Raw genomic sequence first — 23,554 nt, 5'->3', positions numbered from 1 at the left:
GTGCACACGTTCACGACGATGGGCACCGTCGTCAGCCTGCGCGCCGCCGACGACACCCCGGTCGGCGACGTCGAGGCCGTCTTCGCCGACGCCGACGCCCGCTTCAGCCTGTACCGGCCGGAGTCGGAGGCGTCCCGGATCGCCCGCGGTGAGCTCGCGCTGACGGCCGCGTCCGAGCAGATGCGGACCGCGTACACCGAATCGCTGCACTGGCGAACGGCGACGGACGGCGCCTTCACCCCGCACCGGCCCGACGGGGTCATCGACCTCGCCGGAACCGTCAAGGCGACCACCATGGCGCACGCGGCCCGGCTGCTCGGAGACGGCGAATGGCTCCTCGATGTCGGGGGAGACGTCCTCACCTCGCCCGCCGGCAGCGGGAGGGTCGGGATCGTGGATCCCGGCGACCGGCAGGCGCTGCTCTGCGTCGTCCCGCTCGGCGACGGTCGCCGCGCGATCGCCACCTCCGGGACCGCCGAACGCGGAGAGCACGTCTGGCGCCGACCTGCCGAGCCCGGTGACGTCCCCTTCGTGCAGGTGTCCGTGATCGCCGAGGACATCGTCACCGCCGACGTCCTCGCGACCGCGATCCTCGCCGGCAGCGCCGGGACGCTCGACACCGTCACCGACCGCTTCGACGTCGACGTCCTCACCATCGACGCCGCCGGTGCCCTTCTCGTGACCGACCGGCTCCGCCGCCTGATCGCACCGGCGAGCCGGCACACGTCCTGACTCCGCTCGGTCGGCTCCTCGCGTCTCGGCCTGAAGCGGGGAGTCGGCTCGGAGGACGGGCGAGTGATCGTTCGAGGGCTCACACGAACACGTCCAACGGCAGAGCGCGCAGGGCGGGGCGCGTTAGCGTCACGAGGACAGCCCCCCTCTCGACCGAAGGCGCCCCCGATGAACGACTGGCAGATCAACGGCCTCCCCCTCCACCCGCTCCTCGTGCACGCCGTCGTGGTTCTGCTCCCCCTCGCCGCACTGATGCTCATCCTCGGCAGCCTCTGGCCGGCCGCCCGCCGCAAGTTCGGGATCCTCACCCCGATCATCGCCCTCGCCGCGCTGATCGCCGTCCCGCTCACCACGCAGGCCGGTGAAGCGCTCGAACGACAGACGGAGCCGTCCGCGATCCTCGAGAAGCACACCGAGCTCGGCGACCACCTGCTCCCCTGGGCTGCCGGCCTGTTCCTCGTCGCCCTGATCCAGTGGCTCTGGTTCCGCCGCACGCGACGAACCGAGGACCGAGCCGCCACCACCCGCCGCCCCCTCGTCGGAATCGTGCTCGCCGTCGCAGCGATCGCCATCTCCGTCGGAGCGACCATCGACGTCGTCCGCATCGGCGACTCCGGCGCGCAAGCCGTCTGGTCCGACTCCACCTCGAGCACCAGCACCGATCAGGCACCCGCGCCCGACAGCGACGACGACTGACCCACCCGCTCTCGGGCACTGCCCTCTCCGGCTGACACCGCCCCCTCTTCGCAGGAGGATGGTGTGAGTGCCTCAGCACTCGACGCCATCTGCGAGGTCCTCGGCTGCCAGGTGGGCGACATCCTGACTCACGTGCCGGACGACGTCGGGAGCAGTACGGATCGGCTCGGTGACCGAGCGGCCCGCTGACACGTCGCACCTCGGTGGTCGACTGGTCACCGCGGGCGTCGTCCAGCTGGTGGCCGTCGTCGCGCTCAATGTGCTGGGGCCGATCGTGCCCGTCTGAAGGATCTCCGGCCCGAGCGCTCAGGGTCCACTGCGGTCCCCGATCTGTCGCCTCTGCTCGGCTGGGCGATCGCCGCGGCGGTGTTCCTCGTCTGGGCCTGGTCGACGGCGTGGCCGGCCGGCCCGGAACGCACCCGCGACCTCGCCCGCCACGAGGACCGGTCCCGGAAGCTGGTCGACTCGCTCATCATCGCCGCCACCTTCTTCAGCCTCGTCCTCGTGGTCGTCGCACTCCTCCGCAGCCAGCAGAAGGACCCCGTCGGATCCGCGGCCGCGATCCTCGCGGTCGTCGGGGTCGTCGCGGCCTGGGCGCTCGTCAACACCGTCTACGCCTTCAAATACGCACGCATGTACTACCTCGACGACCGCCACCGCTTCGACTTCGACCAGGACGAGGACCCGTCCTACAGCGACTTCGCCTACACCGCGTTCTCGATCGGGATGGCCTACAGCGCGAGCAGCATCACCCAGTCCTCCACCCCCTCACGCCGGAACGCCCTGGCCCACGCCCTGCTGTCCTACTTCTTCGGCACCTTCGTCGTCGCCGTCGCCATCAACCTGATCACCGGCCTCACCCAGGGAGGGTGAGGAGCGCCGCACATCCTCAGGCAGGCATGTCGGAGTTCGATACTGATGTCATGGCATCACCGCTCGTCTCCGACGTCGCTCACTCCGGTCTCACCGTGGCCGACCTCGACGACGCGCTGGTGCTGTGGTGCTCCGGTCTCGGGTTCGTGCTCGAGCGCACCTTCATGCTCGACGTGGACGTCACGGCGGCGACCACCGGCGTCCGTGGAGCCGTGATCCGCGCAGCGACGGTGACACTCGGCCCCCACCGGGTGGAGCTGCTGCAGTACGACCCGCCCCGACAGCTCGAGTCCGCCGGCTCGCCCGCGCAGGTCGGCACGGTGCACATCGCGCTCACGGTCTCGGACCTCGATCGTGTCCTCGAACTCTGCGCTGGACACGGCTGGAGACCGGTCGGGACACCTCACCGGATGACCGCTGGCGCCCGAGCCGGCACGCGCATCATCTACCTCGAAGGTGCCCTCGGCGGATTCCTCGAACTGATCGCGCCCCCGCAGCTCCCGTAGGCCGCGTCGGCCGATCGCGTCGAGGGCCCGATCTCTCAGCCCGCCAACCTCGCCATCCACTCCTCCACCGCGTCGGGCGTGCGCGGCATCGCCGCCGAGAGCAGGATCGACGACGTCTCCGTGACCACGAGGTCGTCCTCGATCCGGATGCCCAGGCCCCGCAGCTCGGCGGGGACCGTCAGGTCGCCCGGCTGGAAGTAGAGGCCCGGCTCCACGGTGAGGGTGTGGCCGGCCGCGAGCACTCCGCCGAGGTACGTCTCGTGCGGAGCGTGGTTGCAGTCGTGCACGTCCATCCCGAGCATGTGCCCGGCGCGGGAGATGCTCCACCGGCGGTGGTACGACGCGGACGGGGCCATGGCCTCGTCGACGGAGCAGCGGATCAGGCCGAGGTCGATCAGCCCCTCGGTGAGGGCTCGCCCGCACGCGTCCTGGTAGTCCTGGAAGCGCACTCCCGCGCGCAGGGAGTCGATGCCGGCCTGCTGCGCGCGCAGCACGATCGAGTACACGTCCCGCTGCAGCGGGGTGAACTCCCCGCTGACCGGGAAGGTCCGGGTGATGTCGGCGGCGTAGAGCGAGTGCAGCTCGACCCCCATGTCCATCAGGACGAGATCGCCCTCGGCGAGGGGCCCGGTGTTCCGCGTGTAGTGCAGGGTCGTGGCGTGCGCTCCCGAGGCGACGACCGATCCGTAGGCCGGCCCCTGTCCCTCGACCAGGGCGCGGCGGGCGAAGGTGCCCTCGAGGTAGCGCTCGCCGCGGGGCATCGCGCGGGCGACCGGCCACGCCTCGAGGCAGTCGTCGAAGCCCCGCGCCGTGCCGTCGACGGCGAGCTGCAGCCGTCCGATCTCCCAGTCGTTCTTGATCAGGCGCAGCTCGTCGAGCGTCGCCTTGAGCACGAGGTGCGGTCCGAGCTCCGGCCCGCAGATGCTCCGCACCAGCTCGTCGACGCTCTCGTCGAGGGTGGGCAGGACCCGGATGCGCCGGGCCCGCCGCGCGGCCCGCTCCACGTCGCGGGTGAAGTCGGCCAGCGGCCGGGTCTCGATGCCCAGCGCCGCCTGCGTCTCGGCGAGCGACGGCCGCGGCCCGACCCAGAGGTCGCCGAGCGCGTCGTTCTGCCAGAACTCGTCTCCGTCGCGGCCGGAGGGAGCACGCAGGTACAGGATCGAGCCGGCCTCCCCTCCCGTCGTGTCGACGACGAGCACGCTCTCGGCGACTCCGTTGCCCGTCAGCCACACGTGGTCGGTGCCCGGGCGGAAGCGGTGGTCGCTGTCGTTCGAGCGCACCCGCGGCAGGCCGGCGGGGATGATCAGCAGCTCGGCGGGCAGCGCCTGCGCCAGTCGCGACCGGCGCTCCGCGGTGTAGGCGAGCACCGGGTCGTCGGGGTCGATCACCGGCTCCGGATCGGCCCAGCCGGCGGTCATGAACGCGCCGTCCCCGGGGAGCGGGCTGCGGTTCACGGCCCTCGGCATGCTCCAGAGTGCGGACTCCCCTGCCCGGGCCTCCTCCACCGCGCTCACGCGCCCGTCCGCTCCAGCGCGTCGGGCAGCTCCTCGAGCCAGGCCGCCCGGTCGGCGTCGAGCGGGGCCAGCGGCAGCCGCCCCAGCCCGTCCGGCAGCGGGATCGCCGCGAGCAGCGCCCGCGTGTACGGGTGCAGCGGGCTCTGCCACACCGTCTCGGTGTCCCCCGACTCCACGACCCGGCCGCGGTACATCACGAGCACCCGGTCGGCGATGCGCCGGACCACCGAGAGGTCGTGCGAGATGAACAGCATGCCCGCGCCGGCCTCGACGCTGAGCGAGCGCATCAGCGCGGCGACGCTCGTCTGGGTCGAGGCGTCGAGGGCCGAGATCGGCTCGTCGGCCACGAGCATCCGCGGCCGCGCGGCGAGTGCCCGCGCGATGGCGATGCGCTGCTTCTGCCCGCCGGAGAACTCGTGCGGGAACCGGCTCGCCATCGACGGATCGAGCCCGACGCGGCGCAGCCAGTCGGCCGGGTCCGAGCCCTCGGCGCCCCGGGCGAGCGCCGCCCGGACGCCGTCGCCGATCTGCTCGCCGATGCGGCGACGGGGGTTGAGCGAGGAGTTCGGATCCTGGAAGACCATCTGCATGCCGGTCATCACCGGACTGCGCCGACGGAGTCCGAGCGCGGGCACGTCGACGCCGTTCAGGCGCACGTCGCCACCGCGGCGCTTCTCGATGCCGACCACGGCGCGCGCGAGGCTCGACTTCCCGCAGCCGCTCTCTCCGACCAGCGCCACGACCTCGCCGGCCGCCACCCGGAAGCCGACCCCGTCGACGGCACGCAGCGGCGGTCGCCGCCCGTACTCGACCACGATGCCATCGGCCTCGAGAACCACTCCCGCGCTCATCGCGCACCCCTCTCGACGTCGCCTGCCGCGGCCGCGCCCGGATCGTCCGCGGCGGCGGCCCTCTCGTGCCCCTCGACGAGCTCGGCGACCAGCTCCTCCGGGCTCTCCTCGAAGCTCGAGCCGGGCAGAGCCGCGAGCAGCGCCCGCGTGTACTCGTCCTCGGGTGCGGTGAACAGCCGCTCGCGCGGAGCCGACTCCACGACGAGCCCCTGGCGCATCACCGTCACCTCGTCGGCCACGGCGCTCATCACGCCGAGGTCATGGGTGACGAGCAGGATGCTCAGCCCGCCGTCGTCGACCAGCTCCCGCAGCAGCTGCAGCACTCCGGCCTGCACGGTCACGTCGAGCGCGGTCGTCGGCTCGTCGGCCAGCAGCACGGAGGGCTCGCACGCGAGCGCCACCGCGATCGCGATGCGCTGCCGCTGACCACCGGAGAACTGGTGGGGGTAGCGCCCGAGGGAGGCCCGGGCGTCCGGCACCCGCACCCGCTCGAGCAGGGCCTCGGCCCTGGACCGCGCGGCCTCCTTGCCGAGACCGAGGTGGTGGCGCAGGTGGTCGGTGAGCTGGCGTCCCACGGTGAGCTGCGGGTGCAGGCTCGTCGACGGGTCCTGGAAGACCATGGCGACCCGGCGTCCGCGCACCGCGCCGAGCACCTGCCGGGACGCGCCGACGAGCTCCGTCGTGCCGTCGCCGGTGTCGTCGGCGAGGCGGATGCTCCCGCTGGCCGTCATCGCTCCGGGCAGCAGTCCGAGCACCGCCAGGGCGGTCATGGTCTTGCCCGAGCCCGACTCGCCGGCGAGACCGTGGATGCCGCCGCGGCGCAGCGCCAGATCGATGCCGTCCACGATGGCGTGGCTGCGGGTGCGGATGCGCAGCCCGCTGATGGTCAGTGCGTCGCTCACAGCGTGGCGCCTCCTCCGCGGATCGTCTGCGACCGCGGGTCCAGGGCGTCGCGCAGGGCGTCGCCGACGAAGGTGAACGCGATGACGACGGTGAGGATGGCCAGGCCCGGGAAGACCCCGATCCACCACGCGTCGAAGTTCTGGATGGCGTCCGACACCATCGAGCCCCACTCCGCGGTCGGCGGCTTCGCACCGAGCCCGAGGAACGACAGGCCCGACAACAGGAGGATGGCCGTGCCGATGTCGAGGCTCGCCAGGACGAGCACCGGGCCGACGATGTTGGGCGCGATGTCGCGGACGAGGGAGCGCAGCGGCGAGAAGCCGAGCAGCTGGCCGGACACGACGTAGTTCGACGAGCGGAGGCCGAGGACGAGACCGCGGGTCAGCCGGGCGTAGGACGGCCACGACACGATCAGCGCCGCGAGCACCGCGTTCAGGAGCGACGCTCCGAGCGCGGCCGCGATCACCATCGCCAGGATGACCGTGGGGAACGCCATCACGAGATCGGTGATGCGCATCGCGACCTCGTCGACCGCACGGCCGAGGAATCCGGCGACGGATCCGACGATCGCGCCGATCAGCACCGACATCACGACGAGCAGCAGGGCGAGCGGGATCGTGACCCGGGCACCCCAGATCACCCGCGAGAACACGTCCCGGCCGAGCGCGTCGGTCCCCATCAGCGTGCCCTCGCCGGGCGCCTGGAGGAGGGGCAGGTCCTGCGCGAGCGGATCGTGCGGGGCGATGACGGGGGCGAGCACGGCGATGAGGATCCAGAGCACGCCGACGGCGGCGCCGAGGAGTCCGAGCGGCGCCGACCAGCGGCCCAGGCGCAGGCGGGGGCGGCGCAGGCGGAGGCCGGGGGCGGCGACCGGGTCGAGCACTCCGGCACCGACGCCGTCGCGCGGACCGGCAGGAGCGCCGTCGCGCGGGTCGGACCGGGTGGTTCGCGGATCCGTCACGAGGCCAGCCTCACTCTCGGGTCGAGCACGCCGTACAGCAGGTCGACGATCAGGTTCACGAGCAGGTACATCACGCCGATGAGCAGGCCGACGCCCATGATGCCGCGCAGGTCGAGGTGCGACGCGGCCTGGTAGGCGTAGGAGCCGATCCCGGGCCAGCCGAAGACCGCCTCGACGAGCACGGTGCCGCTGAGCAGGCTGCCGAAGGCGAGGCCCACGACGGTGAGGATCGGGATGCTCGCCCCGCGCAGCACGTAGGAGAAGGTGACCGCGCGGTTCGGCAGCCCCTTCGCGCGGGCGGCCCGCACGTAGTCCTGGTCGAGGATCTCGAGCACCGCGGTGCGCACGAACCGGGTCAGCAGGCCCACCGTGTAGAGCGTCAGGACGAGGACGGGGAGGAAGAGGTGCGACGCCGCGTCGAGGAAGGTGTCGAGCTGGCCGGCGAGCAGGGCGTCGACCGTGTAGAGGCCCGTCACCGTCGGCGGCGTGGTGAAGTCGCTGCTCAGCCGGCCGGATCCCGGCGCGATCCGGAGCTGGAAGTAGAGGACGTAGTAGAGGACCAGCGCGAGCCAGAAGGTCGGCACGCTGAGGCCGGCCAGCGACACGACGCGCAGAACGTGGTCGGAGGCCCTGCCGCGCCGGTAGGCGGCGACGGTGCCGAACAGCACGCCGACGATCACGCTGAGCACGATGGCGCCGAAGGCGATCTCGAGGGTGGCCGGCAGCGCCTTCGCCAGGTCGCCGACCACCGGGTTGTGCGTGGTGGTGGAGACGCCGAGGTCGCCGTGCAGCAGGTTGCCGAGATAGGTGAAGTACTGCACGACGAGCGGCTGGTCGAGACCGTACTGGGCGCGGAACTGCGCGACGATCTCCGGATCCTCCGCAGCGCGCTGGCCGAGGGCGGCCGCCACGGGGTCGCCCGGCACGAGGTTGGTCAGGATGAAGGTGACGAGGGTCACGCCCACCACCAGCAGCAGCGAGGTGAGCACGCGGCGGAGCGCGTAGCGGAGGAACGGGTGGGCCGCCCGGCCCCCGCGCTGACGCGGGGTCCGGACGGCCGTCGTGGTGGTGGTGGACACGGGCTACTGCGCGGCGAGGGCCGCGATGTCGATGGTCCACACCGCGTTGTAGACGACACCCGAGACATCCTTCGCCGCGGCGATGTTGTTGCCGGGCTGGAGCAGCGGGATGAAGGGGCCGTCGGCGTTCAGCGCGGTCTGCAGCTCCTCGAAGCGCGACTGGCGCTCGTCGTCGCTGCCGCCGGTGGCCGCGGCGTCGGCCAGCGCCGAGATCGCAGGGGCCGCACCGTCGGTCCAGCCGGAGCGGAGGCCCACGACGTCGCCCGGGGTGAAGACGAGGTAGTCGCTCGGGTCCGGGTAGTCCGGGCCCCAGTACCAGAGGCCCATGGTCTCGGTGCCGTTGCGGTAGGCGTCGAGCTCGGTGGCGACGGGGGCCGGGGCGAGCTCGACGGTGATGCCGGCGTCCTCGAGCTGCGACTGGATGCGCTGCGCGATGGTCGGGAAGTCGATGCCGTTCAGGCTGATGTCGCTCGGGAAGTTGAGCGTCACGGACTCGCCGGCGTAGCCGCTCTTCGCGAGGTCCGCCTTCGCGGCGTCGAGGTCCTGGGTGAGCGCGCCGCTCTCGGGCAGGGCACCGAGCAGCATGCTCGGGATGACGCCGGACGCCTGGGCGGTGCCGTTGCCGGCGATCGAGACGAGGTCGTCGTAGTCGACGGCCTCCTTCACGGCCTTCACGAAGTCGGGGTTCGACGTGATCGCCGAGACGCTGGGGTTCTGGTTGAGCAGCAGGAAGATCACGTTCGCCGACGGGTCGCTGGTCACCGCGACCGAGTCGCCGAGCGCCTCCGCCTGGGTGCCCGAGAGGTCCAGCGCGACGTCGGCGCTTCCGCCCTCGACGTTGATCTTCTGGGTCGCGCCCTCGACGTTCTGGATGACCACGCGGCCGTAGCCCGGGGCGTCGCCGTCGTAGTTCTCGTTCGCGGTCAGCACGACCTGCGAGGCGAGGTCGAGCGTGTCGAGCACGTACGGGCCGGAGCCGGCGGAGGTGGTGTTGAGGAACGTCTCGGCGGTGTCGGTCTCGTCGGTGGTGCCGCCGTTCTCCTTCACGACCTTCGAGTTCAGGATGCCGAGCGCCGGGTTCGCCAGGATCGCCGGCAGGGCGGGCGTGGGGTTCTCGGTGGTCAGCACCACCGTCGTGTCGTCCTTCTTCGTGACGGTGACGCCGTCGAGGAGGAACGAGGGGTTGCCCTTGAGGCCGATCACGCGCTGCAGCGAGAACACCACGTCGTCGGCGGTCATCGCGGTGCCGTCCGAGAAGGTGTGCTCGCCGTTCAGGCTGAGGGTGAAGGTCTTCGCGTCGTCGGACTGCTCGAGGCTCGCGAGGCCGTCGACGACCTGCGAGACGTCGCCGCCCTCGAAGGTGAGGAGGGTCTCGTAGAGCGCCTTGTCGACCATCTGGCCGGTCGGCTCGTACATGCGGCCCGGGTCGGCGGTCTTGAGGTCGAACGCCTTGTTGATGGTGAGCGTCGCGCTGCTGCCGTCGGCGGTGTCGACGCGGCCCGAGGAGCAGCCCGCCACCAGAAGGGCGAGGGAGACCGCCGCAGCGGCGATCACCACTCGCGTCGGGGCGGAGCGCGGGGTGCGGGTGGAGCGGACAACCATGGAGGCCTCCTGGCGAGGGTTCGGCTGGACGTGTTGCGAAACGATGGCACATCGCGACGCACTCCGTTTCCAGAGGGCCGCTATCGTGGACGAACTGCCGCCCGCAGCGACGAAGGAGTGGATTATGTCGATCACCGATCCGGCCGCCGGTGCGGTCGCTGGACAAAGCGCGGGCGGGCTCGACGACCTCAATCTGCGCATCCTCGCCGTCCTGCGCGAGAACGGGCGCATCTCGATGTCCGCCCTGGCCGAGCGGGTGAACGTCTCGCGGGCGAGCGTCTACAACCGGGTCGAGCAGCTGACCGCATCCGGCGTCATCACCGGATTCTCGGCCCTGGTCGATCCGGGAAAGGTGGGGCTCGACGTCTGCGCCCTGGTGTTCGTGACGGTGCATCCGCAGTCGTGGCACCGGTTCCGCGAGGGCATCCTCCAGATGCCCGACGTGGAGTACTGCTGCATCACGACCGGCGAGCACGACGCGATGCTCCTGGTCCGCTCGCTCGACATCGGCGGCGTGCACGACTTCGTCACCGGCGTGGTCGCGGCCCGGCCCGAGGTGAAGTCGGTGGTCTCGGTCGTCGTGCTCGACGAGGTGGTGCGCAAGGCCTACCTGCTGCCCTCCGACATCCCCGACCGCTCCGGATCGACGAACCGGCTCGGCATGACGCGGTTCACCACCGCGGGGAACGGCCGCGACGCGGCGCGTTGAGCGTCAGACCTCGACGCAGATGCTGACGTGGTCGTCGCCGTCGATCTCGAACTCCTCGACGAGCCGCAGCAGGCCCTCCCCGTCGAGCTCGACGCGGCTGCCGCCGGTGCCGCTGACCACGGTCCCGCCGTCGATCAGCTGGTGCACGAACGAGACCTGCAGGGCGTCGCCGGTGCGCGTGCCCACGAACCGGCCGAAGGTCACGGTGTCGCCGACGTAGTCGCCCCAGACCACTCCGTCGCGCTCGGAGTAGTGGAACCGCGACGGCGACTCCGGGTCGACCGCACTGTTGGTCGAGGAGGTCATCACGAACTCGCGGCCGTCGAGACTGGGGGCGGTGGTGGCGTCGTTCACGTCATGGAGTATGCCGGAGAGGTCGAGGTGTCCTGGCCGCACGCCGGTTTCGTCTCGTTCTTCGGGTCCGCGACCCCCGGGGCTGGACGAAAGCGCCGTCTGCGGGTCTCTCGACGGTCCATTCGTCTGCGATCCTCCGCCGCCCGTCCCGATCCACCGAGCGACTCCGGGATCGGACGGGCGATCTCCGCGGACAGGCGGCGGCGAGGCGTCCGGACTTCCCTTGCCGCCTCGATGCTCCATCGACTCGTCCGTGATCGGAAACTTTCCCGTACTCTCAGGACCCGTACGGGGAATGAACCGGGGGCTCATCCGCATCCGGTTCGAATTCGACATCTTGGGGGCGCAATGGATCCGCAGCAATCGGTGAACAGTGATCGCGCCGTGTGCGCCCACGCGAGGAGCGGCGGATGACCGGGTCGAGTGCGACCGGCGCCGTGGTGAAGCGCCCCGAGTCGCGGGAGTGGATCGACTTCGCCAAGGGCGTCGCGATCAGCCTCGTCGTGCTCTACCACTCGTCGTTGTTCCTCGGATTCTTCGACCTCGCGGGGTACGTCCCGAAGCTCCGCACCGTGCTCCTCTACTTCCCCATGCCCGTGTTCTTCTTCATCGCGGGCCTCACGGCCGCCCGGATGCTGACGTGGACGTTCGCCGAACTGTGGCGCCGCCGAGTGCTCGCGCTGGTGTACCTCTACCTGCTGTGGTCGTTCATCCGGGTCGTCTTCTACCTCATCGTCCCGTTCTCACGGTCGGAGGCGACCTCGCCGACGGACCCGCTCAACGTGCTGGTGCTCCCCATCCTGCCGTCGAGCAGCTACTGGTTCATCTGGGCTCTCGCGATCTTCAGCATCCTCGCCTGGCTGATCCGCAAGGTGCCCCGATGGATCCAGCTCTCGGTGGCCGGGCTGCTGGCCGTCGCGGCGACGACCACCGGCCTGCTCGACACCGACAACATCGGCTGGGACCGGGTGCTCCAGAACTTCATCTTCTTCCTCGTGGCGATGTTCATCCCCCGCACGTTCTACCGCTTCGCCGCTCGCGTGAAGCTCTGGCAGGCGCTCGCGCTCGCGGTGGCCTACCTCGGCATCATCGCGGTGATCGTCGCCTTCGACGCCAACCGCGTTCCGGGCGTCATCCTGATCGCCAGTTCGGTCGCGATCATCGCGGGCATCGCCGGCTCCCAGTACCTCGTCAAGGTCCGCGCACTGAAGATCTTCGTCACCATGGGGCAGCAGAGCTTCCAGATCTATCTCCTGCACCTCTTCGTGATCGCGGTCGTCGTCGCATTCGTCCCCCTGCTCGGCGAGACGAATGTCCCACCCCTTCCGGCGACGGTCTTCCCGGTCGCCCTGACGGTGTTCTCCCTCTGGGCGTCGCTGTTCATCTTCCAGTCGCTGCGGCGCTTCTCCTGGCTGTGGGTGAGCCCGTTCAGCACCGGCAAGTCCCAGAAGAAGCGCCTCGCCGCCAGGAATGCGAGATCAGCCGAGGTCCAGCCCACCGCGGTCGAGTCCGCAGCTCCTGTCGCCCCGGCCGATGAGCCCGCTGACGCGGGGACTGCGGGCAGACCGGAGAAGGACTGACCGGCGAGCACCTCCCGGGCGACTCCCCGGGCGGCCCTTCTGCAGGCCCGAGTCGTCTCGGGCGCTGGTGAGTCCGCGTCAGACCGGGCCGGCCCGCACTGCTCGGTCTCGGGCGAGCCGAGGGAGCAGTCGGACGAGGACGACCATGCCGACGAGTTCCACGAGGGTCTGCGTGACGACGACGACGGGCGCGAGCGACAGCGGTGCCGGGAGCGCGAGTGCGAGGGGCAGCACGACGAGCGAGTTGCGGGTCGCGCCGCTGAACACGAGGGCGCGCGTCGCGGGCACGTCGAGCCGGAAGACGCGTCCAGCACCCAGCCCCAGAGCGGTCATGACCACGAGGAATCCCGCGTAGAGCGGGACGAGGACGAGAAGCCGGCCGGCCGAGGCGCCCACGGCGCCGGCCTGGGAGGCGACGACGGTGAAGAGCGTGGCCGTCATGAGCGGCACCATGAGCCCGAGCATCGTGGACTCGACGATCCGGCCGGCTCTGTGTCGGCGCGCCAGGGCCTGCACCAGCCCGGCCGCGGACAACGGCACCACGATCAGCAGCAGGAACGCCCGCGCGAACGGACCGGCGTCGACCACCGCCACCCCCGCAGGACCGATGAAGAGCAGCAGATACACGGGGAGGAGGAGGATCTGCGCGAGCATCAGCAGCGGTGCGGCGGCGAGCAGCCGGTCGGACGCCCCTCCGGCGAGCCCGGCGAACACGATCACGTAGTCGATGCACGGCGTCAGGAGCACCAGGAGGACCCCGAACAGCAGCACCGGAGTGTCGGCGACGAATCGGGACAGCCCGTAGGCGACGAGCGGCACGACGACGAAGTTCAGCACCCCGACCGCGGCGAGGAAGCGGCCGTCGCGCAGAGACCGTCCGATCGCGGCGAACGGGACCCCGAGGAACGTGGCGAACAGCAGCAGCGCGAGCACCGGTTCGATCGCGACCTCGAGGTGGTGCGCGGCGGGCAGCAGCAGTCCGAGAGCGGCGCCGGCGGCGATCGCGGCGAGGTAGAGCGGGATCTGGCGGTGCTCGAGCCAGGCGACGAGCGCTCTCACGACAGCAGGTCGGCGAGAAGGAGGGGCACGGGTGCAACGGTAGAGGTCCGAACCGCTTGAGGGTCGCTGCTCTGCCGCTCGTCGCGGCGGAGGGGCTTCTCCCTCGACCCCGCCCCGGTGAACGGACCGGGTCGAGACCTTCGACGATGCGGCACAGCCGGGGATCCGCTCCCGCACGGTCCTCCCCCGTGGGACGCGCGCCCAGGACAAAACGCCGTCGACAGCTCTTTCCCGAGTCACTCGCGGTCCTCCTCATAAGCTTTCGCAACTTCTGGTGCAGAGGTGTCGGAAAGATACGAACGCACCATGTCGCATCAGGGGCGAAAGGCTCGAAGAGCTCAGAGGTATTGAGGCCTCGGCCAGTTAATGCTTTAATCCACATCGAACCGGTTCGATGATTTATGCAGCACTGTGCGGACAGGTTCGACCAATCGCTCGATCAATGGAGATACAGCAGATGAACAGATCCATCGCTCTACGCGAGACGCCTCCCACGGATGCCGACCGGCGACAGCGCCGTCGGATCCGCGGGCGTCGTGTCCTCGCAGCAGTCGTCTCAGCGGCGGTCGTCGCAGCGGGGAGCGTCCTCGCCGTGGGCGCTCCCGCGGAAGCGGCACCCGGAGCCGCAGCCACGCTCGTCGTGGAGGCCGACCAGCCCTTCCGTCCCGTCACTCACATGGCCAGCGGGTCCCTGTACGGACTGGCGAGCGCCGGTATTCCGTCCCTCGACAAGATCCTCCCCATCAAGCCGCACACCTTCGTGCAGAAGCCCGAGGGGGGCACACAGCAGCCGACCGGTGACGCCCTGTCGGTCGCAGACACCGCGAAGTCGGCCGGTGCGGGCGTCGTCGTCCGCCTGGTGGACTACCTGCCCGGCTGGCCCTATCGATACGACAAGGCCTCCTGGCTCCCGGCCGTCGAGAAGATGGTCGAGGACACCCAGGCGTCCGGCAAGACGAACATCGTCGCCTATGCCATCTGGAACGAGCCCGATATCACCTGGCAGGCGTCGAACGGCTCCTTCTTCGATCTCTGGACCGAGACCTACCGTCTGATCCGCACCCTCGACCCCGAGATGCCGATCCAGGGCCCCGCCTACTCCGACAACATCACGAACATGCGCGCGTTCTACGAGCATGCGAAGGCGACCGACACCCTCCCGGACGTCCTCGAGTGGCACGAGCTGATCCGCTCCTCGAAGATCAAGGGCGACGTCGAGAAGGTCCGGGCCATCCTCGACGACCTCGACCTCCCCGAGCCGCCCATCGACATCACCGAGTACGCGGCACCCGCCGAGGTCGGCCTGTCCGGCCCGCTGGTCGGGTACATCGCGAAGCTCGAGCGCTACGGGATCACCCGCGCCGAGCTCCCGTTCTGGAACCAGTCGGGCGCCCTGGGCGACCTCCTCACCGGACGGAACGGCGACCCCAACGGCGCGTACTGGCTCTACACCTGGTACGCCCAGATGAGCGGCCAGATGGTGACCACCACGCCGCCGTCGAACGAGAGTCCGCTCGACGGCGCCGCCTCCGTCAGCGACGAGGGCGACGAAGTGCGCGTCATCGCCGGCGGCAACACCGGAGCCACGTCCATCAAGGTCAACGGGCTCGACGAGCTGTCGCTCGGCTCGAAGGTCGACGTCCAGGTGGACTTCACCGCCTCCTACGGCCGCACGGTGAAGACCGACGGCCCGGTCACCATCTCGAACACGACCTACGAGGTCGCCAGCGACGGATCGATCACGGTGCCCATCGTGATGAACCCGACCTACGGCTACCAGGTGATCGTCACCCCGGAGAAGAGCCCGACCAGCCTGGCGGGCGACTACACCGTGGGCAACGCGAACTCCGGTCTGCAGCTCGCCACGCAGGGCGGCGCGACCGCGAACGGGACGCCGGTCGTCCAGGCCGACTCCGCGACCTCGACCGGACAGGCGTGGAGGATCACGGCAGCGGGCCAGGGCCTCTACCGCGTCATCCACACGCCCAGCGGACGCGCCCTGACCATCGCCGGCGCCGCGACGTCCAACGGAGCAGCCGCGGTGATCGCCGACGCGAACGGCGGAGACGAGCAGCTCTGGCAGCTCATCCCCGACGGGAAGGGGAAGGTCCGCCTCGCGAACTACGCGACGGGCAAGACGCTCGGGGTCCTCAACCTGAGCAAGGACGCGGGCGCTGCGGTCATCCAGTGGTCCGACGGCGCACCGACGTCCAACTGCCAGGTCAGCGGAGCCCGCCAGCCGGGCAGGTTCGGCACGGCACTGGACTTCTGCAAGACGGCGTCGTACGGGTCGCTACCCAGCGGAATCGTCAGCGGACTCACCGGCGACTGGTCGGTCTCGACCTGGATCAAGCCGGCGTCGCTGACGAACTACTCCCGCGTCTTCGACTTCGGCACGGGCCAGAACGTCAACATGTTCCTCACTCTCAACGCCGGGGGTGCCGGACCGCGGTTCGCCATCACGAACACCGGCGCCGGAGGCGAGCAGCGACTGACCTACGGCGGTCAGAACTTCCCGCTCAACCAGTGGTCAAACGTGGTCGTCACCGTCTCGGGCACGCAGGGCACGATGTACCTCAACGGCACGGTCGTCGCCACGAACCCGAACATGACGGTGAAGCCGTCGGCTCTCGGGAACACCAACCGGAACTACCTGGGCAAGTCGCAGTACGGGGACCCGGCCTACGACGGCGCGATCGACGACTTCGCCGTCTACGACCGGGCGCTGTCCGCGGCCGACGTGGCCGCTCTGGCCGGCGGCCGGGCGGCGGCGGGCACCGTCGCGCAGTACGCGTTCGACGAGGCGTCCGGAGCCGCGCTCCAGGACTCCTCGGGGAACAACCGGAACGGGACCATCGTGCTCGGAACCGACGGGGCCACCACCAGCACCGCGACCGACGCCCAGACCGCCGACCGGTTCTGGACGCTCACGCCGGTCGCCGTCGCCGACACGACCAAGCCGGCGGTCACGCTGGTGTCGCCCACCACGGCGGGCCCCTTCTCCGCACTGGCCGTCCAGGTCGACGCGACGGACGACCGCGGACTGAAGCGCATCGTGGCCAACATCTACAAGGACGGCAAGCTCGTCACGAGCACGCAGTCCCCGGTCGCCGGTGGAGCGAGGACCGGATCGCACTCGGCCACGGTGCAGCTGCCCGACGGGAACTACACCGTCAAGTACAACGCGGAGGATCTCGCGGGCAACATCGCGCCCACGAAGACCTTCGCGGTGACGCTGGACAGCACGGCGCCGACGGCCACGGTCAAGACCGAGCCCTCCTTCACCACCGGTGAGAAGGGCGTCTACGACCAGGTGAGCTTCAAGCTGTACGACGCGGGCAGGATCGACAGGGCGGTCATCAACGGTCGCGTGAAGGATCTCACCGACAACGCGTGGTCCGACGTGAACTTCATCAAGCCGGGCGTCTTCGGCGCGGTCAAGGGTGCCAACACCATGGTCGTCCACGACGTCGCCGGGAACACCACCACCGTCCAGTTCACCCTGAACTGACCCGGACCTCGAGGCGCCCCGTATCCGTACCGGGCGCCTCGAGCGTGTGCGGGGCATGCCACGGCAGGCTGGGCGCAGGTGGGGCGCCCCCCACCCGGACCGGCAGCGGCCCCTGGATGCAGGAGCATGAGGTGCGACCGCCGCGTGCTCTCCTGCACCTGAGCGGAGAGCCGGCAGCAGTCCGACCGGTCCTCGCCGTTCGACAGCCTCCGAGGAGAACGACAGTGGCCACCATCGCAGACGTCGCCCGCGAAGCGGGCGTCTCCCGCAGCACCGCGTCCTACGCGTTCTCGGGCAACCGCCCGATCTCGGCCGAGGTGCGCCGGCGAGTGCTCGCTGCGGCTCGTCGCCTGGAGTTCACGCCCAACGCGGGCGCGCGATCGCTGGCGACCTCGCAGACCCGGGTCATCGGCCTGCTGGCGCAGTTCCTCGAGGACGAGTTCGCCCCCGCGATGCTGCAGTACACCCTCGGCGTCTCGAACATGGCCCGCGAGCTCGGATACGACATCCTGCTGGTCACCGACGCCGACGGCACGAGCGCCCTGCGACGCATCAGCGACTCCCGCATGGTCGACGGGATCGTCCTGCTCAACGTCGCCGTGGACGATCCGCGGCTGGACATCCTGCGCAACGCCCGGCAGCCGGGCGCCCTCGTCGGCCTGCCGAGGGACTGCTCCGGCGTCGACGTCTTCGACCTCGACTTCGAGGAGACCGGTCGCGCGATGATCGAGCACTTCCACGCCCTCGGGCATCGGGAGCTCGTGCTCGTGTCCCCGCCCCAGCACGTCGTCGATCGCGGCGGCGCCTACGTCTGGCGCCTGCAGGACGCCGCTCTCGAGGCCGCCGACGCCCACGGCATCCGACTGCACACGTCGTTCGCGCCCTCCACCCAGCCGGACGTCGGCCGAGCGCTCGGAGACCTGCTCGACGCGCACCCGCGGGCGACGGGGCTGCTCGTCAACAACGAAGCGGCCGCAGCGGCACTTCCGAGCGTTCTGGGAGCACGGAGCACGAGGAGCCCGGAGGACGTCTCGGTGCTCGGCCGGTTCTCGGAGGAGTTCGCGCGCACCTTCTCGCTCCCCTACTCCTTCGTGGAGAGCGCACCCGACCGGCTCGGGAGCATGGCGGTGCGTCAGCTCGTCCGCCGGATCGAAGGCGCGACCGACACCGAGGAGGCGTACGTCGTGCGCCTCCTCGGCCCTGAGATCGTCGAACGCGGCAGTACGGCGCCTCCGCGTCCGACTCCCGCGGCCTGAGCGGACGACCTCCCCCGGGCGCCCTCTCCCTCCACCCGGAACCACGACCACGAGGCGCACGATGGTCGCCTTCGCCGCCGCTGCTGTCGTGACGGCAGCCGCCGGAATCACCCGCCGCCAGAAGTCGCCGAATGATCGGCTGTCGGCACGGTCGTCCGGTTCGTAGTGTCGGACGTATGGATCCGCGACCGCTTCCCGCCGTCGGCGCCCCGGCCACCCGTGCGCTCGAGGACGCGGGCGTGCACGATGTGGACGACGTGAGGCGGGTGGGCCTCGACCGTCTCGCAACCCTCCACGGAGTCGGGCCGAAGGCGCTCCGGCTCCTCCAGCAGGCCCTCGACGCAGACGATCCCGCTCCGTAGCGATCCCTTCCCCGCACGGTCGCCTCGACCCAGAATGGTCGGAGGCTCGGCGCGCCGGTTCCGGGGGCGATCCGCCCGCGGAGGCGGCCGCCGGGGGAACGGTGGTCGGATGAACGAGGAGGCGCGATGAAGATCATGCTCGTGATGCGGTCCGACGGCAGTTACGCCGGGGGCGATGCACCCGAGGACTACGCGGCCTGGGCGGACTACGACGCGTCGCTGAAGGCGGACGGCGTCCTCGTCGGCTTCGGACGCTTCGCCGACGCCACCGGGGACGTCTCCGTCGAGACCGATCTGACCGCGGCGCGAAGAGGAAGCGGCGCTCCGGCCCCTTCCCGAGCGGAGGAGCGGTCCGCTCTCGTCGGCTACTACCTGCTCGACTGCCCGACCCGGGACGACGCCGTGCGGTACGCCCGACGCGCCCCCCTCTACGGCTCGGTCGAGGTGCACGAGCAGGCGCAGTACTGAGCCGCGGTCGCCGGTCGGGCGGCTGTCCCCGTCACCGCCGCGCGGGACCGACCGCTTCACCCGAGGGATGCGAATCGGGCGTCCGGGATCGGGGCGGCGGGAGGGAAGTGGTGTACCGCCATCGCCTGACCGATTCTCATCGGAGTGGTCGACCCGTCTCACCGGCGGTGTCGATCCGGGGCTGAAAACCTCCGGCGTCCTCGAAGCCCGGAGGTCCTCCCATGTCAGTGTCCCCACGAAGCACCACCGTCGACGGTGACGCGTCCCCCTTCGTCGTCGTGGTCAGCGCAGAAGCGCACCCGGGCGGCGCGGGGTCGGAACGGTCCGATCCGGCCACCTCGCCGGCAGCGCTCGCACGTCCGAGGACGGGGTACGGCGGAGCGATCCGGCTGGCGCAGGGCCGCGTGCTCGGCCCGCCCTCCTCCCCCGGCACCGAGCTCCTCTTAGGGCTGCTCTTCTGGCGCAGCCGCCGCGACGCCGAGGATTTCGCGGCGGAACTGAGCCGCGCTGAATCGACGTGGGTCGTGGACGAGGGGATCTACCGGTTCACCACCTCGGCGACGGCGAGCCCGGACGACGTGACTCCCGTCGATCCGGTGCGCGCTGCCCCGACGGCGGCCCACGAGATCATCCGACTGGCGCCCGTCGCGGGCAAGCAGGCATGGATGGCCGAGTACAACGAGAGCGAGACGCGCGGTCACATCAGAACGCTCGAGGGCTTCGTCTCGACGAGCTTCTTCCGCGACCTCCGGAGCGATCGGATCATCGAGTACGTGCAGTGGCGCTCGGCCGACGACCTGACAGCGGCGTTCGGGGACGAGCGCTTCGCCGAGCACGTGAGCGTGAACAGCCATTACTCCGACGGCGAGGCCTTCCTCTTCGGAGAACGGTCGACCGATGCGGCACCCGCCGATGAACCGCCCGACGGCGCGTCCACCCCCTCCGGGACCGACGGTCCTGCCACCGCTCAGAGCCCCGAGGCCCGACCGTGACTCGACTCGAGACCGTTCACGAGATCCTCGGGCCCTGGTCGTTGGCCACCACCCAGCGGTTCTGGGAGGGCTTCGCCCCGAACCGGCTCGCGTCGCAGCCGCAGGCCGCGGGCATCCGCTCCGCCCTCCTCTGCGATGCCGACTGGCAGCGAGTGGACGTCGTGGTCACCCAGGACGGGCCGTCCGCCCGCATCGTGGTCGAGGGCCCGGGCGACCTGGACGCCGCGACCGAGCAGGTCCGTCGGCTGCTGTCCATCGACATCGACGGGCGCAGCTGGCCCGACGTCGCGGCGCGCGACGAGGTCATCGCGGACGTGCAGGCTCGGCTCCCCGGGTTCCGGCCGTGCGGCTTCTTCTCGCCCTACGAGGCGGCGGTCTGGACGGTCCTGTCGCGTCGGCTGCAGATCCGGCAGGCGGCGGCGGTCAGGACGCGTCTCGCGCAGCAGCTCGGTGATGACGGAGCCTTCCCGTCCCCGGCCGTCCTGCGTGCGGCGTCCCTCGACCTGCCCGACCGCAAGGCGGAGTACCTGCAGGCGATCGCCGAGGCCGCCCTCGACGGACAGCTCTCCGGCTCCCACCTGCGCTCGCTCCAGCCGGCCGAGGCCTTCGTCCAGGTGCAGAGCATCCTGGGGATGGGGCCGTTCTCGGCCGAGCTCGTCGTGATCCGCGGCGCGAACTTCCCCGACGTCCTGCCGCGCAACGAGGGCAGGCTGAGCGACGAAGTCGCGAAGCGCTACGGCGACGACCGGTCGATCGACGAGATCTCCGAGACGTGGACGCCGTTCCGCTCCTGGGCGGCGGTGCACCTGCGCGCGCTCGCGGAGTAGACGGGCGACTCCCAGGGGCGGCCCACCGTCAGGACGGCTCCTCCCGCAGGCGCCCCGCGGCGGCCGCTGCCGCGGAGATCTCTCCGCAGTGAGTCCGGCGACGGACGCCACCCCGAAGGCCCGGGCGGATGATGGTCGGGTGAACCGCTCCGATCGTCTCTACGGGCTCGTCGAGGAGTTGCGGGCGGTCTCGCCCCGGCCGCGGAGCGCGCGCCGTCTCGCCGAGCGGTTCGAGGTGTCGGTGCGGACCATCGAGCGGGACCTGTCCGCGCTGCAGCAGGCGGGTCTGCCGATCTGGGCGGAGCCCGGCCGCACGGGCGGCTACGTCATCGACGCGTCCGCGACCCTCGGGCCGGCCGGATTCACGGTGGAGGAGGCCGTCGCCGTGCTGATCGGCCTCAGCGCGCTGCAGCGCAGTCCGTTCCGGCAGGCAGCCAGGACCGCTGCCCGGAAGACGCTCGCGGTCCTGCCGGACGACGTGGCCGCCCGCGCCGGCGCGGTCGCCTCCCGGGTGCACTTCCTCGAGAGCGAGGAGGAGGCGGTCGTCCCGGCGGAGTTCGCGACGGCCCTCCGAGCGGATCGTGTCGTCCGGCTCCGCTACCGCGACAGCAGCGGCGCGGAATCGGTCCGAGACGTCGAACCGCTCGGCTCGATCGGGAAGGAGGAGCACTGGTACCTGATCGCGTGGTGCCGGCTGCGGGAGGGGGTCAGGGCGTTCCGCGGCGACCGGATGCTGTCGGTCGAGGTGACCGACGAGCGGCCTCCGCAGCGCACCCTGCGAGCCGAGGACCTCGCGCTCCAGTACGGACGGCTGCGGTCCGTCGTCGACGACTGACCTGCTCCGGGGACGGCCGCCGCGGACCTCGCGGAGTCGCGGACGATCTGCGGAAACACCGACAGGACGGTGTCGCGACGACCGGCGAGCCTGGTGCCTCCACCTCGTCCCCGCCCCTGAAGGAGCCCCATGTCGTTCACCTCCCTCCGCATCGTCACCGACGACCTCGACGGCCTCGTCGCCTTCTACGAGCAGGTCGTCGGCCGACCGGCCGAGCGCCCGGCGCCGGTCTTCGCGCAGTTCACCGGAGCGGGCGCGACCCTCGCGATCGCCCACACCTCGACGGTCGCGATGCTCGACGGCGCCGTCGTCCCTGCGGCGAACCGCTCCGTCCTGCTCGAGTTCGAGGTGGCCGACGTCGACCGCGCCTTCGCCGAGCTCGGACCCCGGAGCGAGGACGTGGTGCTCCCGCCGAGCACCATGCCGTGGGGCAACCGCTCCGCCCTCGTCCGCGACCCGGACGGGAACATCGTCAATCTGTTCAGCAGGCCCGCGGGCTGATCGGGCGCACTCCGTCGGTCCGAGCACGCTCACGCCTGGCCGGTGGGACCCGACGGAGATCGCGGAGACCACCGGGGATCCTCTCTCGCGACGCGATCCTCCCGAGCCGGCGTGGCCTCGGGCCGACCGCGACCGGTCTGCGGTTCGCAGGCGGGAGCACGGCGACTCCGTCCAGCGTGACGTCCCGACCGCACTCCGACCGTCGGGACGGCCACCCGCCGCCGGTGTCCTCGGCGGTACCCTCGCGGCATGACCTTGGTGAACGTCGGCACCCTCGGGGCCGTCCCCGGCAGACGCGACGAGCTCGTCGCCGTCCTCACCGAGCACAACGACGACCTCGTCGACGCCGGCTGCCTGCTCTACGAGGTCGGGGTCGACGACGAGCAGCCCGACACCGTCTTCGTCGTCGAGCTGTGGGAGAGCGCCGAGGCGCATCGGGCCTCCCTCGCCCTCCCCCGGGTCCAGGCCGCGATCGCGACGGCACGCCCGCTGCTCAGCGGCGCCTTCGGCGGCTACCGCTTCGACGCAGCAGGCTCTCCCCTCCGGAGCTGACTCGCACCGAAAACGGGCGGGTCGACGGTACAAGCCGACCTGGAGGGAGCGGGCCGTCCGTCAACGGAAGACCTCTTCCTCTCCCGCAACCCCGACACATCGAAGCGGAGCACCGTGATCAGCACGTACCTCGTCGACCACGCCGCGCTCGTCCCGATCGCCTTCTGGATCGCGGTCGCGGTGGTCACGGCGATCGCCTGGCTGCTGCACCGGCGCGGCGCGGAAAGGTCTCTTCTCGTCCTCGCCGCGCTCGCCTTCGTCGTGGGGATCGCGCTGACCGTGTATCCGCCCGACGGGACGCCGCGGGTCTTCTGCACCGTGCAGTTCTCGGTGCCGTTCGACGGCATCGACACCCTCGCGAACATCGCGCTCCTGCTCCCCGGGGCCCTGCTGCTCGCGGTCGCGGTCGGCCGGCCCCTGCTCGTCGGCGCCGCCGTCTCCGGCCTGTCCGCCCTGATCGAGCTGGTCCAGGCGGGCGTTCCGGCGATCGGCCGCTCCTGCGACACGAACGACTGGTTCATGAACACCATCGGCGCACTCCTCGCCGCGCTCCTCGCCGCCCTGATCCTCACAGGGGAGAAGCGGCGCGGGCGTCGGCGAATGGTCCGCTGACACCGCCCGTCACGTCGCCCTGCTCTCGGCCGGGTGTCTCGGCGGCCGACATCAGCACGGGTCCGTCGATCCACGTCCCTGTGACGCGGACCTGCTCAGAGGACGGCCGACGCCACGGGTGTGTCTCGGCGACGCCGAGGACGACCGGGCGCGACCGGGCGCCACCGGGTGCCGCGGTCGCGTCTGTCGACCGCCCCAGGAGCTGTCAAGTCTCTCCCC

At 71.0% G+C, this 23,554-nt stretch carries 25 protein-coding genes; 17 read left to right on the top strand and 8 right to left on the bottom strand.

Annotated elements, in window-relative coordinates; all coding sequences use genetic code 11:
• The 5 genes from C5C50_RS05120 to C5C50_RS05100 all read left to right on the top strand — a co-directional run bounded on the left by C5C50_RS05120 (position 1) and on the right by C5C50_RS05100 (position 2,807).
• Positions 1-732, top strand: coding sequence for an FAD:protein FMN transferase (locus C5C50_RS05120; protein ID WP_258067666.1), 732 nt, complete (start codon positions 1-3; stop codon positions 730-732).
• A gap of 168 nt (positions 733-900) precedes the next feature.
• Positions 901-1,428, top strand: coding sequence for a DUF2231 domain-containing protein (locus C5C50_RS05115; protein ID WP_104273006.1), 528 nt, complete (start codon positions 901-903; stop codon positions 1,426-1,428).
• 63 nt (positions 1,429-1,491) lie between these two features.
• On the top strand, positions 1,492-1,617 hold the full coding sequence (locus C5C50_RS17465; RefSeq protein ID WP_181065426.1) for a helix-turn-helix transcriptional regulator: 126 nt from the start codon (positions 1,492-1,494) through the stop codon (positions 1,615-1,617).
• Positions 1,618-1,710: 93 nt separating this feature from the next.
• The gene (locus tag C5C50_RS05105; protein WP_104273005.1) at positions 1,711-2,301 is read left to right on the top strand and encodes a DUF1345 domain-containing protein; all 591 of its coding nucleotides are present in this window, start codon (positions 1,711-1,713) and stop codon (positions 2,299-2,301) included.
• A gap of 50 nt (positions 2,302-2,351) precedes the next feature.
• Positions 2,352-2,807 (top strand): VOC family protein, encoded by a 456-nt coding sequence (locus C5C50_RS05100; RefSeq protein ID WP_181133889.1) that lies wholly within the window; start codon positions 2,352-2,354, stop codon positions 2,805-2,807.
• Between the two features lie 35 nt (positions 2,808-2,842).
• Here C5C50_RS05100 and C5C50_RS05095 read toward each other — a convergent pair whose 3' ends face one another.
• The 6 genes from C5C50_RS05095 to C5C50_RS05070 are packed head-to-tail and all read right to left on the bottom strand — an operon-like array spanning position 2,843 to position 9,717.
• A complete protein-coding gene (locus C5C50_RS05095) occupies positions 2,843-4,261 on the bottom strand; it encodes an aminopeptidase P family protein (protein WP_219812914.1) in 1,419 nt (472 codons plus the stop codon).
• 56 nt (positions 4,262-4,317) lie between these two features.
• On the bottom strand, positions 4,318-5,172 hold the full coding sequence (locus tag C5C50_RS05090) for an ATP-binding cassette domain-containing protein (RefSeq protein WP_104273003.1): 855 nt from the start codon (positions 5,170-5,172) through the stop codon (positions 4,318-4,320).
• The gene (locus C5C50_RS05085; protein WP_104273002.1) at positions 5,169-6,074 is read right to left on the bottom strand and encodes an ABC transporter ATP-binding protein; all 906 of its coding nucleotides are present in this window, start codon (positions 6,072-6,074) and stop codon (positions 5,169-5,171) included. Before C5C50_RS05085 ends, C5C50_RS05090 begins: the two co-directional genes overlap by 4 nt.
• Entirely contained in the window at positions 6,071-7,036 is a 966-nt protein-coding gene (locus C5C50_RS05080; RefSeq protein ID WP_258067665.1) for an ABC transporter permease, read from the bottom strand. The genes C5C50_RS05085 and C5C50_RS05080 overlap by 4 nt, the downstream gene beginning before the upstream one ends.
• Positions 7,033-8,115: an ABC transporter permease gene (locus C5C50_RS05075; protein ID WP_104273001.1), complete on the bottom strand. Its 1,083-nt coding sequence runs from the start codon at positions 8,113-8,115 to the stop codon at positions 7,033-7,035. Before C5C50_RS05075 ends, C5C50_RS05080 begins: the two co-directional genes overlap by 4 nt.
• A 3-nt stretch (positions 8,116-8,118) precedes the next feature.
• Positions 8,119-9,717 carry an ABC transporter substrate-binding protein gene (locus C5C50_RS05070; RefSeq protein ID WP_104273000.1) on the bottom strand — a complete coding sequence of 533 codons (1,599 nt, stop codon included), beginning with the start codon at positions 9,715-9,717 and terminating at the stop codon, positions 8,119-8,121.
• 124 nt (positions 9,718-9,841) lie between these two features.
• On the opposite strand from C5C50_RS05070, the gene C5C50_RS05065 reads away from it, so the two are divergent.
• Positions 9,842-10,426, top strand: coding sequence for an Lrp/AsnC family transcriptional regulator (locus tag C5C50_RS05065; protein ID WP_104223259.1), 585 nt, complete (start codon positions 9,842-9,844; stop codon positions 10,424-10,426).
• 3 nt (positions 10,427-10,429) lie between these two features.
• On the opposite strand, the gene C5C50_RS05060 is transcribed toward C5C50_RS05065, so the two are convergent.
• Positions 10,430-10,780 carry a hypothetical protein gene (locus C5C50_RS05060; protein ID WP_258060307.1) on the bottom strand — a complete coding sequence of 117 codons (351 nt, stop codon included), beginning with the start codon at positions 10,778-10,780 and terminating at the stop codon, positions 10,430-10,432.
• A gap of 410 nt (positions 10,781-11,190) precedes the next feature.
• On the opposite strand from C5C50_RS05060, the gene C5C50_RS05055 reads away from it, so the two are divergent.
• Positions 11,191-12,360, top strand: a complete 1,170-nt coding sequence (locus C5C50_RS05055) for an acyltransferase (RefSeq protein WP_104223260.1) — start codon at positions 11,191-11,193, stop codon at positions 12,358-12,360.
• A 78-nt stretch (positions 12,361-12,438) separates the two neighbouring features.
• Here C5C50_RS05055 and C5C50_RS05050 read toward each other — a convergent pair whose 3' ends face one another.
• Positions 12,439-13,419 (bottom strand): arsenic resistance protein, encoded by a 981-nt coding sequence (locus C5C50_RS05050; protein WP_104272999.1) that lies wholly within the window; start codon positions 13,417-13,419, stop codon positions 12,439-12,441.
• A 676-nt stretch (positions 13,420-14,095) separates the two neighbouring features.
• Between C5C50_RS05050 and C5C50_RS05045 the strand changes: the two genes are divergently transcribed.
• The 10 genes from C5C50_RS05045 (at position 14,096) to C5C50_RS04995 (ending at position 23,335) form a co-directional block, all read left to right on the top strand.
• The gene (locus C5C50_RS05045) at positions 14,096-16,930 is read left to right on the top strand and encodes a LamG-like jellyroll fold domain-containing protein (protein ID WP_219814075.1); all 2,835 of its coding nucleotides are present in this window, start codon (positions 14,096-14,098) and stop codon (positions 16,928-16,930) included.
• A gap of 224 nt (positions 16,931-17,154) precedes the next feature.
• The gene (locus C5C50_RS05040) at positions 17,155-18,186 is read left to right on the top strand and encodes a LacI family DNA-binding transcriptional regulator (protein ID WP_104260243.1); all 1,032 of its coding nucleotides are present in this window, start codon (positions 17,155-17,157) and stop codon (positions 18,184-18,186) included.
• 176 nt (positions 18,187-18,362) lie between these two features.
• Positions 18,363-18,548: a DNA-binding protein gene (locus tag C5C50_RS05035; protein WP_104223264.1), complete on the top strand. Its 186-nt coding sequence runs from the start codon at positions 18,363-18,365 to the stop codon at positions 18,546-18,548.
• Positions 18,549-18,674: 126 nt separating this feature from the next.
• Entirely contained in the window at positions 18,675-19,016 is a 342-nt protein-coding gene (locus C5C50_RS05030) for a YciI family protein (protein ID WP_104272997.1), read from the top strand.
• A 227-nt stretch (positions 19,017-19,243) separates the two neighbouring features.
• Positions 19,244-20,008: a hypothetical protein gene (locus C5C50_RS16880; RefSeq protein ID WP_181133888.1), complete on the top strand. Its 765-nt coding sequence runs from the start codon at positions 19,244-19,246 to the stop codon at positions 20,006-20,008.
• Positions 20,005-20,835, top strand: a complete 831-nt coding sequence (locus tag C5C50_RS05015) for a DNA-3-methyladenine glycosylase (protein ID WP_104272995.1) — start codon at positions 20,005-20,007, stop codon at positions 20,833-20,835. Before C5C50_RS16880 ends, C5C50_RS05015 begins: the two co-directional genes overlap by 4 nt.
• Before the next feature lie 139 nt (positions 20,836-20,974).
• Positions 20,975-21,670: a YafY family protein gene (locus C5C50_RS05010; protein ID WP_104272994.1), complete on the top strand. Its 696-nt coding sequence runs from the start codon at positions 20,975-20,977 to the stop codon at positions 21,668-21,670.
• Positions 21,671-21,799: 129 nt separating this feature from the next.
• Positions 21,800-22,171 carry a VOC family protein gene (locus C5C50_RS05005; protein WP_104272993.1) on the top strand — a complete coding sequence of 124 codons (372 nt, stop codon included), beginning with the start codon at positions 21,800-21,802 and terminating at the stop codon, positions 22,169-22,171.
• 249 nt (positions 22,172-22,420) lie between these two features.
• The gene (locus tag C5C50_RS05000) at positions 22,421-22,723 is read left to right on the top strand and encodes a putative quinol monooxygenase (RefSeq protein WP_104272992.1); all 303 of its coding nucleotides are present in this window, start codon (positions 22,421-22,423) and stop codon (positions 22,721-22,723) included.
• Positions 22,724-22,837: 114 nt separating this feature from the next.
• Positions 22,838-23,335 carry a VanZ family protein gene (locus C5C50_RS04995; protein ID WP_104326008.1) on the top strand — a complete coding sequence of 166 codons (498 nt, stop codon included), beginning with the start codon at positions 22,838-22,840 and terminating at the stop codon, positions 23,333-23,335.
• Positions 23,336-23,554: the final 219 nt, after the last annotated feature.

Origin of the sequence: Rathayibacter sp. AY1D9, from assembly GCF_002932395.1 — a bacterium.
Taxonomy (GTDB): domain Bacteria; phylum Actinomycetota; class Actinomycetes; order Actinomycetales; family Microbacteriaceae; genus Rathayibacter.
Note: the sequence above shows the minus strand (reverse complement) of the source record. Positions and strands in the feature narration are given on the sequence as shown.

Excerpts from the sequence above, each read along its gene's own strand:
- C5C50_RS05045 (WP_219814075.1), top strand. The coding sequence starts at position 14,096 with ATGGCCAGCGGGTCCCTGTACGGACTGGCGAGCGCCGGTATTCCGTCC.
- C5C50_RS05100 (WP_181133889.1), top strand. The coding sequence starts at position 2,352 with ATGGCATCACCGCTCGTCTCCGACGTCGCTCACTCCGGTCTCACCGTG.
- C5C50_RS05070 (WP_104273000.1), bottom strand. The coding sequence starts at position 9,717 with ATGGTTGTCCGCTCCACCCGCACCCCGCGCTCCGCCCCGACGCGAGTG.
- C5C50_RS05000 (WP_104272992.1), top strand. The coding sequence starts at position 22,421 with ATGACCTTGGTGAACGTCGGCACCCTCGGGGCCGTCCCCGGCAGACGC.
- C5C50_RS05115 (WP_104273006.1), top strand. The coding sequence starts at position 901 with ATGAACGACTGGCAGATCAACGGCCTCCCCCTCCACCCGCTCCTCGTG.
- C5C50_RS05055 (WP_104223260.1), top strand. The coding sequence starts at position 11,191 with ATGACCGGGTCGAGTGCGACCGGCGCCGTGGTGAAGCGCCCCGAGTCG.
- C5C50_RS05035 (WP_104223264.1), top strand. The coding sequence starts at position 18,363 with ATGGATCCGCGACCGCTTCCCGCCGTCGGCGCCCCGGCCACCCGTGCG.
- C5C50_RS05030 (WP_104272997.1), top strand. The coding sequence starts at position 18,675 with ATGAAGATCATGCTCGTGATGCGGTCCGACGGCAGTTACGCCGGGGGC.
- C5C50_RS05005 (WP_104272993.1), top strand. The coding sequence starts at position 21,800 with ATGTCGTTCACCTCCCTCCGCATCGTCACCGACGACCTCGACGGCCTC.
- C5C50_RS05090 (WP_104273003.1), bottom strand. The coding sequence starts at position 5,172 with ATGAGCGCGGGAGTGGTTCTCGAGGCCGATGGCATCGTGGTCGAGTAC.
- C5C50_RS05065 (WP_104223259.1), top strand. The coding sequence starts at position 9,842 with ATGTCGATCACCGATCCGGCCGCCGGTGCGGTCGCTGGACAAAGCGCG.